We start from the raw sequence: 14,831 nt of genomic DNA on the forward strand, positions 1-14,831 counted from the left end.
CGGCATCTCTTGCTTGCATTCTCGGGTCAAAGGTTGACCTCACCACCCAGCTGGGCTGCCGCGCTGCACCCCCGTCAATCGATTGGGTCAAATCGATTGAACAGGACGGCAACGACGCGCGATTCGGCGGCCGTCATCCGTTCAAGCAACGCATTGTGGCGAAAATGCAACGGTGGGTGTGACCAAGTCAAGCGCTGCGTGAGCTGCGATAGACCGAAACGCCGAGCTCGCGGATCTTCTTGCGCAGCGTGTTGCGGTTGAGGCCGAGCAGATCGGCCGCCTTGATCTGGTTGCCGCGGGTGGCGGTGAGTGCCGCAAGGATCAGCGGATACTCCATTTCCGCCAGCACCCGGTCGTAAAGGCCCGCCGGCGGCAAGGCCTCGCCGAAGCTTGCGAAATACTGGCGCATGTTTTCTTCGACCGCCTGCGAAATCGTCAGCGAGCCGGGGCGCGCCGCCGCCTTCTCGATCGGGCTGTCCGGAATCTCGGAGCGAAGCTCGTTTTCGATGATCTCACGGCTGATGACGTCCTGTGGATAAAGTGCCGTCAGGCGCCGTACCAGGTTCTCCAGCTCGCGCACATTGCCCGGCCAGGGATGCGCCTTCATCAGTTCCAGCGCCTCATGGTCGAAGCGCTTGACGTCCAAGCCCTCCTTCTCGGCCTGCTGGACGAAGTGGCGCACGAGGTCCGGAATGTCCTCGGCACGGTCGCGCAGGGGAGGCAGCCGTAGCGGCACGACGTTCAGACGATAATAGAGGTCTTCGCGGAACAGGCCCTGATTGATCGACTGCTTCAGGTCCTTGTTGGTTGCCGCGACGATGCGCACATCGGAGCGGATCGGCGTGCGTCCGCCGACGGTCGTATACTCCCCCTGCTGCAATACGCGCAGGAGACGCGTCTGCGCATCCATCGGCATGTCGCCGATTTCATCGAGGAACAGCGTGCCGCCCTCGGCCTGCTCGAAGCGACCGGTCGAGCGCATCTGCGCGCCGGTGAAGGCACCCTTCTCGTGGCCGAAGAGCTCCGATTCGATCAGGTCGCGCGGGATCGCCGCCATGTTGATCGCGACGAACGGGCCGTTGCGGCGCTTGCCGTAATCATGCAGCGCGCGGGCCACCAGCTCCTTGCCGGTGCCGGACTCGCCGGTGATCATCAGCGTCAAGTCGGTCTGCATCAAGCGCGCAAGCACCCGGTAGATTTCCTGCATCGCCGCCGATCGGCCGACCAGTGGCATGCCGTCCTGGGTGTCGTCGTCGAGCTTTGCCGGCCGGCGCTTCGGCTCCGACAGCGCCCGGCCGATGATGCCGATCAGTTCGGTCAGGTCGAAAGGCTTCGGCAGATAGTCGTAGGCGCCCTTCTCCGATGCCTTGATCGCCGTCATGAAAGTGTTCTGAGCGCTCATGACCAGCACCGGCAGGTCGGGCCGCGCCTTCTTGATGCGCGGCAGAAGATCGAAAGCGTTTTCGTCCGGCATCACCACGTCGGTCACGACCAGATCGCCATCGCCCGCCGCAATCCAGCGCCACAGCGTCGCCGCGTTGGAGGTGATGCGGACATCGTAGCCGGCGCGGCTCAGCGCCTGGTTCAGCACGGTGCGAATGGCGGCGTCGTCATCCGCGACGAGGATCGTGGCACCGGTCATGCAAGGTTTCCTTTTGTCATCGGCATGTCGTCGTCATCCGCGGCCTGGCCTTTGGAGGCCGGCATCAGCACGCGGAAGGTGGTGCGGTTCTGCTGGCTGTCGCATTCGACGATCCCGCCGTGGCCGCCGATGATCTTGGCAACCAGAGCGAGACCCAGGCCGGAACCGTTGGTCTTGGTGGTGATGAACGGATCAAACAAGAGCGGCAGCAGGTCCTGAGGGACGCCCGGCCCGTTGTCGTGCACACAGAATTCCAGCGGCAGCGAGATCTTCTCGCGCGTTCCGGCAACCGATAGGCGAATGCCCGGCCGGTAGGCCGTCGTCAGCAGGATTTCGCCGTCGTGGCGTTCGCCGATCGCTTCGGCCGCGTTCTTGATCAGGTTCAGGAACACCTGAACCAGCTGGTCGCGGTTGGCATAGACCGGCGGCAGCGACGGATCGTAGTGCTCGGCGAACTTGATGTGGCGGGCAAACCCGGCCTTTGCGATCGCCTTCACATGGTCGAGTACCGAATGGATGTTGAGCGGCACGCGATCGACGGGGCGTTCGTCAGAAAACACCTCCATGCGATCGACCAGCGAAACGATGCGGTCGGTCTCGTCGCAGATCAACCGCGTCAGCGCGCGATCCTCGTCGTTCGCCGAAGTCTCCAGCAGTTGCGCCGCACCGCGGATGCCCGAAAGCGGGTTCTTGATCTCATGCGCCAGCATCGAGGCAAGACCGGTCACCGAACGAGCAGCGCCGCGATGCGTCAGCTGCCGGTCGATCTTGTCGGCCATCGAACGCTCCTGGAAGACGACGACGACCGCACCCGGCTCGGACAGTACAGGGGCGACATAGAGATCGACGAGCTTGTCGGCCCCAAGGCGCGGTGAACTCAGGTCGACGCGATACTCGTTGACCGGCGCCTTGCGCTCGCGCACCTGCTCGATCAGCGTCAGCAGCGGGCTACCAAAGGGAATGAAGGCGCTGATGTCATGGCGCGCCAGGTGGTTGGCGCTGGCGCCGAAAAACGATTCGGCCTCCCAGTTGGCAAAGGCGACGAGGCCCTTGGCATCGACCATGATCACCGGGTTCTGGATGGCGTTCAATACCGCCATCGACAGGCCGTTGGCGACGGCATCAGGCATGCTCGGTTTCTCGGTCATGCGGCAATTCCTTCTGCGACCGCCTCGCCTTCCGGCTTGCCCGGGGCGGCGTCGAGCATCGCCGCGCAGGCCCTGTCGCGGACGAAACGGGCATCGGTCGATGTCAGGATTGCTGCCTTTTCTGCTCCCGCCATGTCGGGGGCGGCGCGATCGAGGTACCAGGCGACATGCTTGCGGGCGTGCCGCAAACCAACCTCGACGCCATAGAATTCGAGCATCATTTCGTAGTGCTCCGCAAAGATATCGGCGACCTCCGCCGGTGACGGATGCGTGACCGCCCCGGCGAGAAGGCCGACGTGCCACGGGCGCCCCTGGGAGGAACGGCCGGCCATGACGGCGTCCGCGCCCGATCGACGAAGGATCTCCTCCGCGTCGGCGACCGTCTCCACATCACCGTTGGCGACCAGTGGCACGGTGACGACCTCGCGGACCAGTCGGATCGCATCCCAATCCGCCTTGCCGTTATAGAACTGCATACGGGTGCGCCCGTGCACGGTGATCGCCTTCACACCTGCCTCTTCGGCGCGCTTGGCAATCAGCGGCGCGTTGATCGAGTTTTCGTCCCAGCCGAGCCGCATCTTCAGCGTCACCGGCACATCGACGGCGTTGACGGTCGCCTCGACCAGCGACAAAGCGTGATCGGGGTCGCGCATCAGCGCCGATCCGGAATAGCCGCCCGTCACTTTCTTTGCCGGGCAGCCCATGTTGATGTCGATGATGTCGGCGCCGTTGTCGGCGGCGATCTTCGCTGCCTCCGCCATCCAATGGGCCTCGCGGCCCGCGAGCTGGACGATATGCGGCTTGATCCCGGAGTTCTTCAGCCGCGCCCAGGATTCCTGGGCATTACCGACCAGTTCACGGCTCGCCACCATTTCGGTGACGACGAAACCCGCGCCGAAGCGCCAGGCAAGCCGCCGGAATGGAAGGTCGGTGACGCCGGACATCGGCGCGAGCGCAACCCGGTTGCGGAATTCGATGGATCCGATGCGGAGCGGAGACGAAAGAGCCGGAATTGGCAAATGCATATCTTTCAGGCACATGTTGTTCCTGCACTATTTTTAGACATTGTTCTCGGACTTGCCAAGCGATTTCGGCGCGGCGCGCAAAATTCCCAGCTCGGCTGGCAAAGCACGACCCTTCGCGGTACATCACGGCGAAGATCGGCGAATGCGGGACCTCATACAGAAAATGCAGCCTCAAGAACAGCTCAAGTGCGGCGTCGTTATCGTTGCGGCAGGACGCGGCGAACGCGCCGGACAATCGGCCGAGGGTCCGAAGCAGTACCGAACCATCGGCGACCGCCCCGTTATCGCCCATACGCTTGACACTTTCGCGACATGGCCGGACGCCGGCCCGATCGTCGTCGTCATTCATCCGGATGACGAAGCGCTGTTCGACGCCGCACGCAAGCGCTCTGCGGCCAGCGATGTGATCATCGTCCATGGCGGCGCCACCCGGCAGATATCGGTGCTCGCCGGCCTTGAGGCCCTGGCGGACATCGGCGCGCGCCGCGTGATGATCCACGACGCGGTGCGCCCCTTTGCCGATCACGCACTGCTGTCGCGCTGCGCTGCGGCATTGGGTGAAGACGTCACGGCCGTGCTGCCGGCAGTCGCCGTTGCAGACACGCTGAAGCGTGCCGGCAAGGATGGCATGGTCACGGAAACCGTGCCCCGCGACGGCCTTTATGGTGCGCAGACGCCTCAGACCTTCGATCTCCAGGCCATTCTTACCGCCCACCGGGATGCGGCAAGAAGCGGCCGCACGGATTTCACCGACGACGCGTCGATCGCCGAATGGGCCGGCCTCAAGGTCGTGCTCGTCGAAGGCGCCGTCGACAACGTCAAGCTTACGCTGAAAAGGGATATCGCCATGGCCGACGAGAAACTCAAGCGGATTGCCCTGCCCGATGTGCGCACGGGCAACGGCTATGACGTGCACCAGCTCGTCGAGGGCGACGGCGTCACGCTCTGCGGCGTCTTCATTGCCCATACCAAGAAACTCTCCGGCCACTCCGATGCCGACGTGGCGCTGCATGCGCTCACCGACGCGCTGCTCGCCACCTGCGGCGCCGGCGACATCGGCGATCATTTCCCGCCCTCCGACCCGCAATGGAAGGGCGCGCCGTCTCGCATTTTCCTGGAGCATGCGGCCAAGATCGTGCGCGAACGCGGCGGCATCATCACCAATGCGGACGTTTCGCTGATCGCCGAAGCGCCGAAGGTCGGGCCGCACCGCCTGACGATGCGCGAGAATCTTTCGGACATGCTGGGGATTTCGCTCGACCGCTGTTCGGTGAAGGCAACGACCAACGAACGCCTTGGCTTTGTCGGCCGCGACGAAGGCATCGCCGCGATCGCCACGGCCACCGTTGTCTATGGGAGCCTTTCGTGATGTGGCCAGCCGATATCGAGGTCAAGGCCGGTGAGATTATCGCTGCGTTTACGGCGCGCGGTCTCAAGGTCGCGACCGCCGAATCCTGCACCGGCGGCCTGATCGCGGGCGCCTTGACCGAGATTCCCGGCTCGTCGGTGGTCGTCGATCGCGGTTTCGTCACCTATTCCAACGAGGCGAAAGTGGCGATGCTCGGCGTCGAGGCAGCGACACTTATCGCCCATGGTGCGGTGTCGCGGCAGACGGCAATCGAGATGGCGCAGGGTGCCGTCGCGCATTCGGCGGCGGATTTCGCCGTCGCCGTCACCGGCATTGCCGGCCCGGGCGGTGGCTCTGCCGAAAAGCCTGTCGGCCTCGTACACCTTGCGGCATACGGACGAAACGGGGCATTGCTGCATCGGGAAATGCGCTACGGCGATATCGGCCGCAGCAAGATCCGGCTCGCAACCGTGCGCACCGCGCTCGACATGCTGACGGAAATCGCTCAGGCCGAATAGATGCTGTCGGCGCGCTTTTCGAACGCGTCGGAGAACATACGGAAAGCGCGATCGAACATCGTGCCCATCAGGGCGCCGAGAATGCGGCTCTTGAACTCGTAGTCGATATCGAAGTGCACGACCGACTGCCCCTCGTCCGAAGGCTCGAAGCGCCAGCGGTTGTCGAGATATTTGAACGGCCCATCGATGTACTTCACATCGATGGTGCGCTCGGCCTTGTTCAACAACACCTGTGTCGTGAAAGTCTCGCGGATCGCCTTGTAACCGACGGTCATGTCGGCAAGCAGCAGCACTTTGCCGTCGCGCTCCTTGCGGGAACGTACTTTCAGCGCCTCGCAGAGCGGCAGAAACTGCGGATACTGTTCGACGTCGGCAACGAGATCGAACATCTGGTCTGCGGTGTGCTTGACGACGTGGTTGGTTTCGAAATGCGGCATAAGGGGGAGTTAAGCGGGAGAACCGAGAAGATCAAGGAGCCTGCGCATCTGGCGCCGCGATTTCAACTGCAGAACCGGCACGTCAGGGCCGTGCTTTGCCAGACCTGCGACGATGTGCGGCGTAAATTTCTGCTCGAACGTCCAGATGAACTGAAGGAAATCCCAATCGACCTTTTCGATGCACCCCGGCGCCATCTCAGGACGGGTGCGGCCGAAGTGTTTCAGCCAGCGGGTAACGACGCCGCGTATGCAGACAAGCCGCGGCATGCGCACCCAGATCACGATGTCGCTTCTTGGCACCCGGATATCGAATGAAGACGGACTGGTGCCATCCATGACCCAGCGATCGGCGGCGATCTTCTCGACAATGCGCTGGCGTTGCTCCGCCCGGTCACGCTCGGCCCAACCCGGCAACCAGCGAATATCCCGATCGATCGAAATGTAAGCAAGCTGGAACTGACGGGCGAGCTTCAGTGAAAGCGTCGACTTGCCGCCGCCGGAGCACCCGACAACGAGGATACGCCTGGCACTGCGAATATGGTCGGCGGCAACGGCATCGGCGACATAGTTGACGATTGCCGGTTTTGACGGCTGGTTCATGGAAACTCCCGCGGAATTCGGGAAGAGCGAAACCCAATGTGAAACTCCGGCGCGGGGCCGGAGTTTCTTTTGATCAGCCAGGCTGTCAGCCTGCCACGGCCGCCAGCTTCTTCTCGCGGGCTGCACGCAGCCGCGCAAAGTCGTCGCCGGCGTGGTGCGAGGAGCGCGTCAGCGGGCTCGATGACACCATCAGGAAGCCCTTGGTGTAGGCGACGGTCTCGTAGGACTTGAACTCCTCGGGCGTCACGAACGCTTCGACCTTGTGGTGCTTGCGGGTCGGCTGCAGGTACTGGCCGATCGTCAGGAAGTCGACGTCAGCGGTTCGAAGATCATCCATCAGCTGCAGCACTTCGTTGCGCTCTTCACCGAGGCCAACCATGATGCCGGATTTGGTGAACATGGTCGGGTCCAGTTCCTTCACGCGCTGCAGCAGGCGGACGGAGTGGAAGTAGCGTGCACCCGGACGGACCGTCAGGTAGTTGCCGGGCACCGTTTCCATGTTGTGGTTGAAGACGTCGGGCTTGGCGGCAACGACACGCTCGAGCGCGCCCGGCTTCTTCAGGAAGTCCGGCGTCAGGATCTCGATGGTCGTCGAAGGCGATGCTTCGCGGATCGCCCAGATCACCTTCTCGAAGTGTTCGGCGCCACCGTCTTCCAGGTCGTCGCGATCGACCGAGGTGATGACCACGTGGCTAAGGCCCATCTGCTTGACGGCCTTGGCAATGTTGGCCGGCTCTTCCATGTCGAGCGCGTTCGGCTTGCCGGTCGCGACGTTGCAGAAGGCGCAGGCGCGGGTACAGATCTCGCCCATGATCATGAAGGTCGCGTGCTTCTTGTCCCAGCACTCGCCGATGTTCGGGCAGCCGGCTTCTTCACACACGGTCACGAGCTTGTGCGACCGCACCAGCTCGCGGGTCTCCTGATAGCCCTTGGACATCGGCGCCTTGACGCGGATCCACTCCGGCTTGCGCATCACCTCCGTGTCGGGCTTGTGGGCCTTTTCCGGGTGGCGGACGCGTTGCGCCCGGTCAGAGACGGCATCGAATACCGTTACCATACTGTCTTCCTCGTCGCGGCGGGGCCGGCATCAGGCCGGGTAACCCATTTTCGCTCTATATAGACGGCCCGATGGCAAATGTCAGGCCGTCTTCATATCACGCCCGACGGAAGCGCAGATGGCCCGGCAGGCTATCGTTTGACGGCGCGACCAACGGCGATCAGCAGGCAGGCGCCGATGAAGCCGATGACCAGATAGGCAACCCAGCCGGCAAAGGTCATGCCGAAGGCCGCCAGGATGAAGTTCAGCACCACCGCGCCGATGATGCCGAGCAGTATGTTCATGAACAGCCCCATGTCGCTGTTCATGAACCTCTCCGCGAGCCACCCGGCCAAACCGCCGATGATGATCGCAGCCAGAATACCGACGCCGTTCACGCTCATTGTTATCTCCGTGCATTGAAAACGAGGCAGTAATCAATGCCGAAGCTGCGTGAAAAGTTCCGTCGCTACACCCTTTAGGCGTTGAGGGCGCGGCCGTAGGCGTCGAGCACGCTTTCCTTCATCGTCTCCGAGATCGTCGGATGCGGGAAGATCGTGTGCATCAGGTCTTCCTCGGTCGTCTCGAGGTTCATCGCGACGACGAAGCCCTGGATCAGTTCGGTGACTTCGGCACCGACCATGTGGGCGCCAAGCAGTTCGCCGGTCTTCTTGTCGAAGATCGTCTTGACCAGGCCCTGGTCTTCGCCAAGCGCAATCGCCTTGCCGTTGGCAACGAAGGGGAAGCGGCCGACGCGGATGTCGCGGCCGAGTTCCTTGGCCTTGGCTTCCGTCAGACCGACCGAAGCGACCTGCGGGTGGCAATAGGTGCAGCCCGGGATCTTCAGCTTGTCCATCGGGTGGACGTTCGGCAGGCCGGCGATCTTTTCGACGCAGATGACGGCTTCGTGCTCGGCCTTGTGGGCGAGCATCGGCGGGCCGGCAACGTCGCCGATCGCGTAGACGCCGGGAACGTTGGTCTTGCCATAGCCGTCGATGACGATGCAGCCGCGGTCGGTCTTGACGCCGAGCGTCTCAAGACCGAGGTTCTCGATGTTGCCCTGGACGCCGACAGCCGAAATCATGCGATCGGCGGTGATCTTTTCGACCTTGCCATCCTTCATCTCGACATGGGCGGTGATCGAGTTGGCAGCCTTCTCGACCTTCGTCACCTTGGCCTGAAGATGGATCTTCATGCCCTGCTTCTCGAACTGCTTCTTGGCAATGTTCGAGATTTCGGCGTCTTCGACCGGCATGACGTTCGGCATGACTTCAACGACCGTCACGTCGACACCCATGGTGCGGTAGAACGAGGCGAATTCGATGCCGATCGCGCCCGAGCCCATGACCAGCAGCGACTTCGGCATTTCCTCGGGCTTCATCGCCTCGAAATAGGTCCAGATCAGCTTGCCATCAGGCTCGATGCCCGGAAGCGCGCGCGGACGAGCGCCGGTCGCGATAATGATGTGCTTGGCGGTGTAGGTGCCCTCGCCCTTGGTGTTCTTCGGCAGCGGCGCCTGCGGCTGGACGACGGGCTTCGTCGATTTGCCGACGACGATCTCGCCCGGCTTCGTCAGCTTGGCCTCGCCCCAGATCACGTCGACCTTGTTCTTCTTCATAAGGAAGCCGACACCGCCGTTCATGCGCTCGGCAATGCCACGCGAGCGGGCGACGATCGCCTTCAGATCCGGCGTCACCGTGCCTTCGATCTTGATGCCATAGGCGCCCGGATGCTGGGCATAATGAAGAACCTCAGCGGAGCGCAGCAGTGCCTTGGTCGGGATACAGCCCCAGTTGGAGCAGATGCCGGCCAGATGCTCGCGCTCGACGACCGCGGTCTTGAGACCCAACTGCGCCGCACGAATGGCGGCGATGTAGCCCCCCGGACCCGAACCGATGACGATGACGTCGTAATTCTCAGCCATGTGTTTCCTGCCTTTGTCTCAAGCGACTTTGCGGGTGAAGAGCACCCAGTCGTGTTTCTTGCTTTCCTCAAAGAGCGGAACCGCTTCGACGCGCGCTGCCTCGCCGAAGCCGTTTGCCCTGTATAGTGCCTGCGCCCTCACATTGTGGCTTTCGGTGATCAGGCTCACCGGCGCCGATCCGGCGCGTTCGAATTCCTCTGCCAAGAGCGCCTTGCCGATCCCGCGACCGCGCTGATGGCGATAGACGCCGAGGCTCTCGATGAACCAGTGCCCGACGATCTGCCGTTGCAGCGCCAGCAGGGGCTCGAGAACCGGGTGCCTGGCGACAATCTCGGCCGCTTCCGGCCCAATCCCATAGCCGACCGACAGTCCGGCAACTTCGTCATCGATCTCGGCAACCAGCGCATCGCGCCAATTCCCCGGCCCAGGCTCCTCGCGCAGCTTGTTACGGCCGCGCTCGAACGCCGTATCCGTCACCCCATGCTGAACCGCGCCGTACCAAAGCCAGGAGGCAAAGCCATGCGCCGCGATGTCGACGAGGATGGCGAGTTCAGCCGCCTCACGTCTTTCCGCCGGACGTATGGTGACGCCCCCAACCATGCTCAGACCCCGAGCATCATCCGCACGACCGGTTCCAGGCCGCGGCCGATCGCTCGCGTATTTTCCGCATCGAGATGTACGCCATCGAGCGGCGTGGTCTCCGCCACCGAGCCAGCGTCGAAGAAGCCGCAATCGAGTTCGTCGGCGAGGTCACGGTAAAGCGGCGCCAGCATCGCCGACTGTTCGATGCCGCCGGCAAACATGGCGGCAAACCCGGCATCGGCCGTTTCGCAGAGCTGCGGCGGCGATACGATCAGGATGTCCGGGCCTTCTTCGCCAGCGACGGGCCAATCGTGCCGTCGCACCAGGCTGACGAGACGCTCGACCCCTTGCACGGCACCGAACGCGGTCCCGTGAATGATCGGCTTCATGTCGTTGGCGCCGAGCAGCAGAATGACGAGATCGAGCGGGGCGTGGCTGTGCAGCACCGTCGGCAGCACCTTGGCGCCGTTGCGGTCGCAATCGGCGAGATGATCGTCATAGGCGGTGGTGCGGCCGTTCAGCCCTTCGGCAATGACCTGGACGTCCGGTCCCAGCGCCTTCTGCAATACGCTTGGCCAGCGATCGGCAAGCGCATGACGCCCGCCATCGGTAGCATCATAGCCCCAGGTCAGACTGTCGCCATAGCAGAGAACTGTTTTCATCGTCCGGGCCCGCCTTCGACTGCGCGAAAAGGAACGGACCGGCCCGAAGGCCGGTCCTTATCCAACTCAGACCAGCATGCCCATCGGGTTTTCGATGTAGCGCTTGAAGGCACCGAGCAGTTCGGCACCGAGCGCGCCATCGACGGCGCGATGGTCGGTCGAGAGCGTGACGGTCATGACATTGGCGATGACCATCTGCTTGTTCTTCACGACGACGCGCTCCTCGCCGGCACCGATCGCGAGGATCGTGGCGTGCGGCGGGTTGACGACGGCGGCGAAGTTCTTGACGCCCATCATGCCCATGTTCGAGACGGCAGTGGTGCCGCCCTGGTATTCCTCGGGCTTCAGCTTGCGGTCCTTGGCGCGCTGACCGAGGTCCTTCATCTCGTTGGAGATGGCCGACAGGCTCTTCAGGTCCGCCTGGCGCACGATCGGGGTGATCAGGCCGCCGGGGATCGACACGGCGACACCGACGTCAGCGTGCTTGTGCTTGACCATGTTGCTTTCGGTCCAGGAAACGTTCGCGTTCGGAACGTCGCGCAGTGCCAGCGCCAGGGCCTTGATGACCATGTCGTTGACGGAGAGCTTGTAGACCGGCTTGCCGCCCTGCTCGGGAGCAGCGGCATTGAGCTGTGCACGCAGCGCCAACAGCGCGTCGAGTTCGCAATCGACCGACACGTAGAAGTGCGGGATCGTCTGCTTGGATTCGACAAGACGCTTGGCGATCGTCTTGCGCATGCCGTCATGCGGCACGAGTTCGTAGGAACCCGGCTCGAACAGCTTGAGAACGGCTTCGTCCGACGGGCCCTTGGCGAGCGGAGCGGCTGCAGGAGCAGCAGCGCCGGCGGCCGGTGCGGCGGCGGGCTTGGCAGTGCCACCGGTGACGGCAGCTTCGACGTCCTTCTTGATGACGCGGCCATGCGGACCCGAACCGGCGATCGCCGAAAGGTCGATACCGGCGTCCTTGGCCAGACGGCGTGCGAGCGGCGAAGAGAAGACGCGGGCGCCGCCCTCAGCCTTGGCCGGCTGGGCTGCAGCCGGTGCAGCGGCTGGCGCCGCAGCCGGAGCGCTCGGCGCTGCCGGTGCAGGCGCTTCGGCCTTGGCGGCAGGTGCCGGTGCTGCCGCGCCGTTGCCGCCCTTGGCGGCAGCAGCGACATCCTCGCCATCGGCGGCGAGAACGGCGATCAGCGCGTTGACCTTGACGCCTTCGGTGCCGGCGGGGACAACGAGCTTGGCAACGGTGCCTTCGTCGACGGCTTCGACTTCCATCGTCGCCTTGTCGGTCTCGATCTCGGCGATCACGTCGCCGGACTTGACCTTATCGCCTTCCTTGACCAGCCACTTGGCCAGATTGCCTTCTTCCATCGTCGGGGAGAGGGCAGGCATTGTGATGTTGATAGGCATCGAAGGGCCCTCCCCTTATTTGTAGCAAACGGCTTTCACCGCATCGACAACCTCTGCGACGTTCGGAAGCGCCAGCTTCTCGAGGTTCGCGGCGTAAGGCATCGGAACGTCCTTGCCGGCGATCGTGAGGATCGGGGCGTCAAGGTAGTCGAAGGCCTGCTGCATGACGCGGGTCGCGATTTCGGTGCCGACGGAAGACTGCGGGTAGCCTTCTTCAACGGTGACGAGGCGGCCGGTCTTCTTGACGGATTCGATGACCGTCGGCAGGTCCATCGGACGGATCGTGCGCAGGTCGATCAGTTCGACGTCGATGCCCTGGGCTTCGAGTTCGGCAACCGCCTTGACGGCGTAGGTCATGCCGATGCCGAAGGAGACGATCGTTGCGTCCTTGCCGACCTTGTGGATGCGGGCCTTGCCGATCGGCAGCACGAAATCGTCAAGCTTCGGCACTTCGAAGGAGTGACCGTAGAGGATTTCGTTTTCGAGGAAGATGACCGGGTTCGGGTCGCGGATCGCAGCCTTGAGCAGGCCCTTGGCGTCGGCAGCCGTGTAGGGCATGACGACTTTCAGACCCGGGATATGGCTGTACCAGGCGGCGTAGCACTGCGAGTGCTGAGCGGCCACGCGGGCAGCGGCACCGCTCGGGCCACGGAAGACGATCGGCGCGCCCATCTGGCCACCGGACATGTAGAGCGTCTTGGCAGCGGAGTTGATGATCTGGTCGATCGCCTGCATGGCGAAGTTGAAGGTCATGAACTCGACGATCGGACGCAGACCGGTCATGGCAGCGCCGACGCCGACGCCGGCAAAGCCGTGCTCGGTGATCGGGGTATCGATGACGCGACGCGCACCGAATTCCTGCAAGAGGCCCTGGGTGATCTTGTAGGCGCCCTGGTATTCGGCGACTTCTTCGCCCATGACGAAGACGTCGTCGCTGGCGCGCATTTCTTCGGCCATGGCGTCACGAAGCGCTTCGCGAACGGTCATGGTGACCATTTCGGTGCCGGCGGGGATCGCCGGATCAGCGGCAACTTCGACCTTCGGCTGGGCTGCAACCGGAGCCGGCGCGGAAGCGGCCGGCGCTTCGGCAGCAGCTGCCTTCGGCGCTTCGGCCTTCGGAGCGGCGATATCGCCTGCGCCTTCGCCGTCCTGCAGCAGCACGGCGATCGGGGTGTTGACCTTGACGCCTTCGGTGCCGGCAGCGATCAGGAGCTTGCCGATCGTGCCTTCATCAACGGCTTCGACTTCCATCGTCGCCTTGTCGGTCTCGATCTCGGCAATGACGTCACCGGAAGTGACCTTGTCGCCTTCGTTTTTCAGCCATTTCGAGAGCGTGCCTTCCTCCATGGTCGGGGAAAGGGCAGGCATAAGAATTTCTACTGGCATGTTTGTCCCTCCCCGGATCAAAGCAGGATGTCGGTGTAGAGCTCGGATGCATCCGGCTCCGGATCGGCCTGGGCAAAATCGGCGCTGTCGGCAACGATGTCGCGGACTTCCTTGTCGATCTGCTTCAGTTCGTCCTCGTTCGCCCAACCCTTTTCGGTCAGACGCGCCTTCACCTGCTCGATCGGGTCATGCTCCGAGCGCATCTTCTGCACTTCGTCCTTCGAGCGATACTTCGCCGGGTCGGACATCGAGTGACCGCGATAGCGATAGGTCTGCATCTCGAGGATGATCGGACCCTTGCCCGAGCGGCAATGCTCAACAGCCTCGTCGCCGGCGGCCTTGACCGCGCGGACGTCCATGCCGTCGACCTGGAAGCCGGGAATGTTGAAGGAGACACCGCGCTGCGAGAAGTCGGTCTGTGCCGAAGCGCGCGAAACGGACGTACCCATGGCGTAACGGTTGTTCTCGATCACGTAGATCACCGGCAGCTTCCAGAGCTGCGCCATGTTGAAGCTTTCGTAGACCTGGCCCTGGTTGGCAGCGCCGTCACCGAAATAGGCAACGGACACGTTGTCGTTGCCGCGATAGCGGTTGGCGAAAGCAAGACCGGTGCCGAGCGACACCTGGGCGCCGACGATGCCGTGACCGCCGTAGAAGTGCTTTTCCTTGGAGAACATGTGCATCGAGCCGCCCTTCCCCTTGGAAAGACCGCTGCGACGACCGGTGAGTTCGGCCATGACACCGCGGGCGCTCATGCCGCAGGCCAGCATGTGGCCATGGTCACGGTAGGCGGTGATGACCTGGTCGCCTTCTTTCAGCGCCATCTGCATGCCGACAACGACAGCTTCCTGGCCGATATAGAGGTGACAGAAGCCGCCGATGAAGCCCATGCCATAGAGCTGGCCGGCCTTTTCCTCGAAACGCCGGATCAGCAGCATTTCGCGGTAGGCGCTCAGATCTTCCTGTTTGGAGAATTCGGCGAACGTGCCGCCATTGAAGTCTTTCTTCGCCGGCTTTGCGGCACTCTTGCGGCTGGAAACGGACGCGGATTTTCGCGGAGCCATTCGTTCCTCCCAATGGTTAGCCTTTTGCGGTTACCATAGGGAAAGAAAGCAGACA

15 protein-coding genes are annotated in these 14,831 nt (G+C 63.2%); 2 read left to right on the plus strand and 13 right to left on the minus strand.

Going from position 1 to position 14,831, the window contains the following annotated elements; translation table 11 throughout:
• Positions 1–187: 187 nt before the first annotated feature.
• From ntrC to dusB, 3 genes are read right to left on the minus strand one after another with little or no spacing between them, the layout of a single operon-like run.
• Complete coding sequence (gene ntrC / locus OKW20_RS15190; protein WP_034795776.1) at positions 188–1,642, minus strand: nitrogen regulation protein NR(I); 1,455 nt, start codon at positions 1,640–1,642, stop codon at positions 188–190.
• On the minus strand, positions 1,639–2,790 hold the full coding sequence (locus OKW20_RS15195) for a two-component system sensor histidine kinase NtrB (RefSeq protein WP_034795779.1): 1,152 nt from the start codon (positions 2,788–2,790) through the stop codon (positions 1,639–1,641). Before OKW20_RS15195 ends, ntrC begins: the two co-directional genes overlap by 4 nt.
• Positions 2,787–3,830, minus strand: coding sequence for a tRNA dihydrouridine synthase DusB (dusB, locus tag OKW20_RS15200; RefSeq protein WP_429173296.1), 1,044 nt, complete (start codon positions 3,828–3,830; stop codon positions 2,787–2,789). The genes OKW20_RS15195 and dusB overlap by 4 nt, the downstream gene beginning before the upstream one ends.
• Positions 3,831–3,978: 148 nt before the next feature.
• Between dusB and OKW20_RS15205 the strand changes: the two genes are divergently transcribed.
• Together OKW20_RS15205 and OKW20_RS15210 are read left to right on the plus strand one after the other, a co-directional pair.
• Entirely contained in the window at positions 3,979–5,184 is a 1,206-nt protein-coding gene (locus OKW20_RS15205) for a bifunctional 2-C-methyl-D-erythritol 4-phosphate cytidylyltransferase/2-C-methyl-D-erythritol 2,4-cyclodiphosphate synthase (protein ID WP_429173463.1), read from the plus strand.
• Positions 5,184–5,681, plus strand: coding sequence for a CinA family protein (locus tag OKW20_RS15210; protein ID WP_429173466.1), 498 nt, complete (start codon positions 5,184–5,186; stop codon positions 5,679–5,681). Before OKW20_RS15205 ends, OKW20_RS15210 begins: the two co-directional genes overlap by 1 nt.
• Here the strand turns inward: OKW20_RS15210 and OKW20_RS15215 are convergent.
• The 10 genes from OKW20_RS15215 to pdhA all read right to left on the minus strand — a co-directional run bounded on the left by OKW20_RS15215 (position 5,669) and on the right by pdhA (position 14,776).
• Positions 5,669–6,118 (minus strand): type II toxin-antitoxin system RatA family toxin, encoded by a 450-nt coding sequence (locus OKW20_RS15215; protein WP_429173299.1) that lies wholly within the window; start codon positions 6,116–6,118, stop codon positions 5,669–5,671. The two genes, OKW20_RS15210 and OKW20_RS15215, sit on opposite strands and share 13 nt — an antisense overlap.
• Positions 6,119–6,127: 9 nt before the next feature.
• The gene (locus tag OKW20_RS15220) at positions 6,128–6,718 is read right to left on the minus strand and encodes an AAA family ATPase (protein WP_429173302.1); all 591 of its coding nucleotides are present in this window, start codon (positions 6,716–6,718) and stop codon (positions 6,128–6,130) included.
• A gap of 85 nt (positions 6,719–6,803) precedes the next feature.
• On the minus strand, positions 6,804–7,775 hold the full coding sequence (gene lipA, locus OKW20_RS15225) for a lipoyl synthase (protein WP_043622048.1): 972 nt from the start codon (positions 7,773–7,775) through the stop codon (positions 6,804–6,806).
• A 131-nt stretch (positions 7,776–7,906) separates the two neighbouring features.
• The gene (locus OKW20_RS15230; protein WP_043622045.1) at positions 7,907–8,158 is read right to left on the minus strand and encodes a GlsB/YeaQ/YmgE family stress response membrane protein; all 252 of its coding nucleotides are present in this window, start codon (positions 8,156–8,158) and stop codon (positions 7,907–7,909) included.
• Between the two features lie 74 nt (positions 8,159–8,232).
• Entirely contained in the window at positions 8,233–9,678 is a 1,446-nt protein-coding gene (gene lpdA / locus OKW20_RS15235; RefSeq protein ID WP_043622043.1) for a dihydrolipoyl dehydrogenase, read from the minus strand.
• A gap of 18 nt (positions 9,679–9,696) precedes the next feature.
• Positions 9,697–10,278 carry a GNAT family N-acetyltransferase gene (locus OKW20_RS15240; protein WP_043622042.1) on the minus strand — a complete coding sequence of 194 codons (582 nt, stop codon included), beginning with the start codon at positions 10,276–10,278 and terminating at the stop codon, positions 9,697–9,699.
• 2 nt (positions 10,279–10,280) lie between these two features.
• Positions 10,281–10,922, minus strand: coding sequence for an SGNH/GDSL hydrolase family protein (locus tag OKW20_RS15245; RefSeq protein WP_429173304.1), 642 nt, complete (start codon positions 10,920–10,922; stop codon positions 10,281–10,283).
• 66 nt (positions 10,923–10,988) lie between these two features.
• Positions 10,989–12,326, minus strand: coding sequence for a pyruvate dehydrogenase complex dihydrolipoamide acetyltransferase (locus OKW20_RS15250; protein ID WP_429173307.1), 1,338 nt, complete (start codon positions 12,324–12,326; stop codon positions 10,989–10,991).
• Positions 12,327–12,341: 15 nt separating this feature from the next.
• A complete protein-coding gene (locus tag OKW20_RS15255; RefSeq protein WP_043618014.1) occupies positions 12,342–13,712 on the minus strand; it encodes a pyruvate dehydrogenase complex E1 component subunit beta in 1,371 nt (456 codons plus the stop codon).
• Between the two features lie 17 nt (positions 13,713–13,729).
• Positions 13,730–14,776 (minus strand): pyruvate dehydrogenase (acetyl-transferring) E1 component subunit alpha, encoded by a 1,047-nt coding sequence (gene pdhA / locus OKW20_RS15260; protein WP_043618011.1) that lies wholly within the window; start codon positions 14,774–14,776, stop codon positions 13,730–13,732.
• Positions 14,777–14,831: the final 55 nt, after the last annotated feature.

This window comes from Ensifer sp. LBL, assembly GCF_050435225.1.
Classification (GTDB): Bacteria; Pseudomonadota; Alphaproteobacteria; order Rhizobiales; family Rhizobiaceae; genus Ensifer.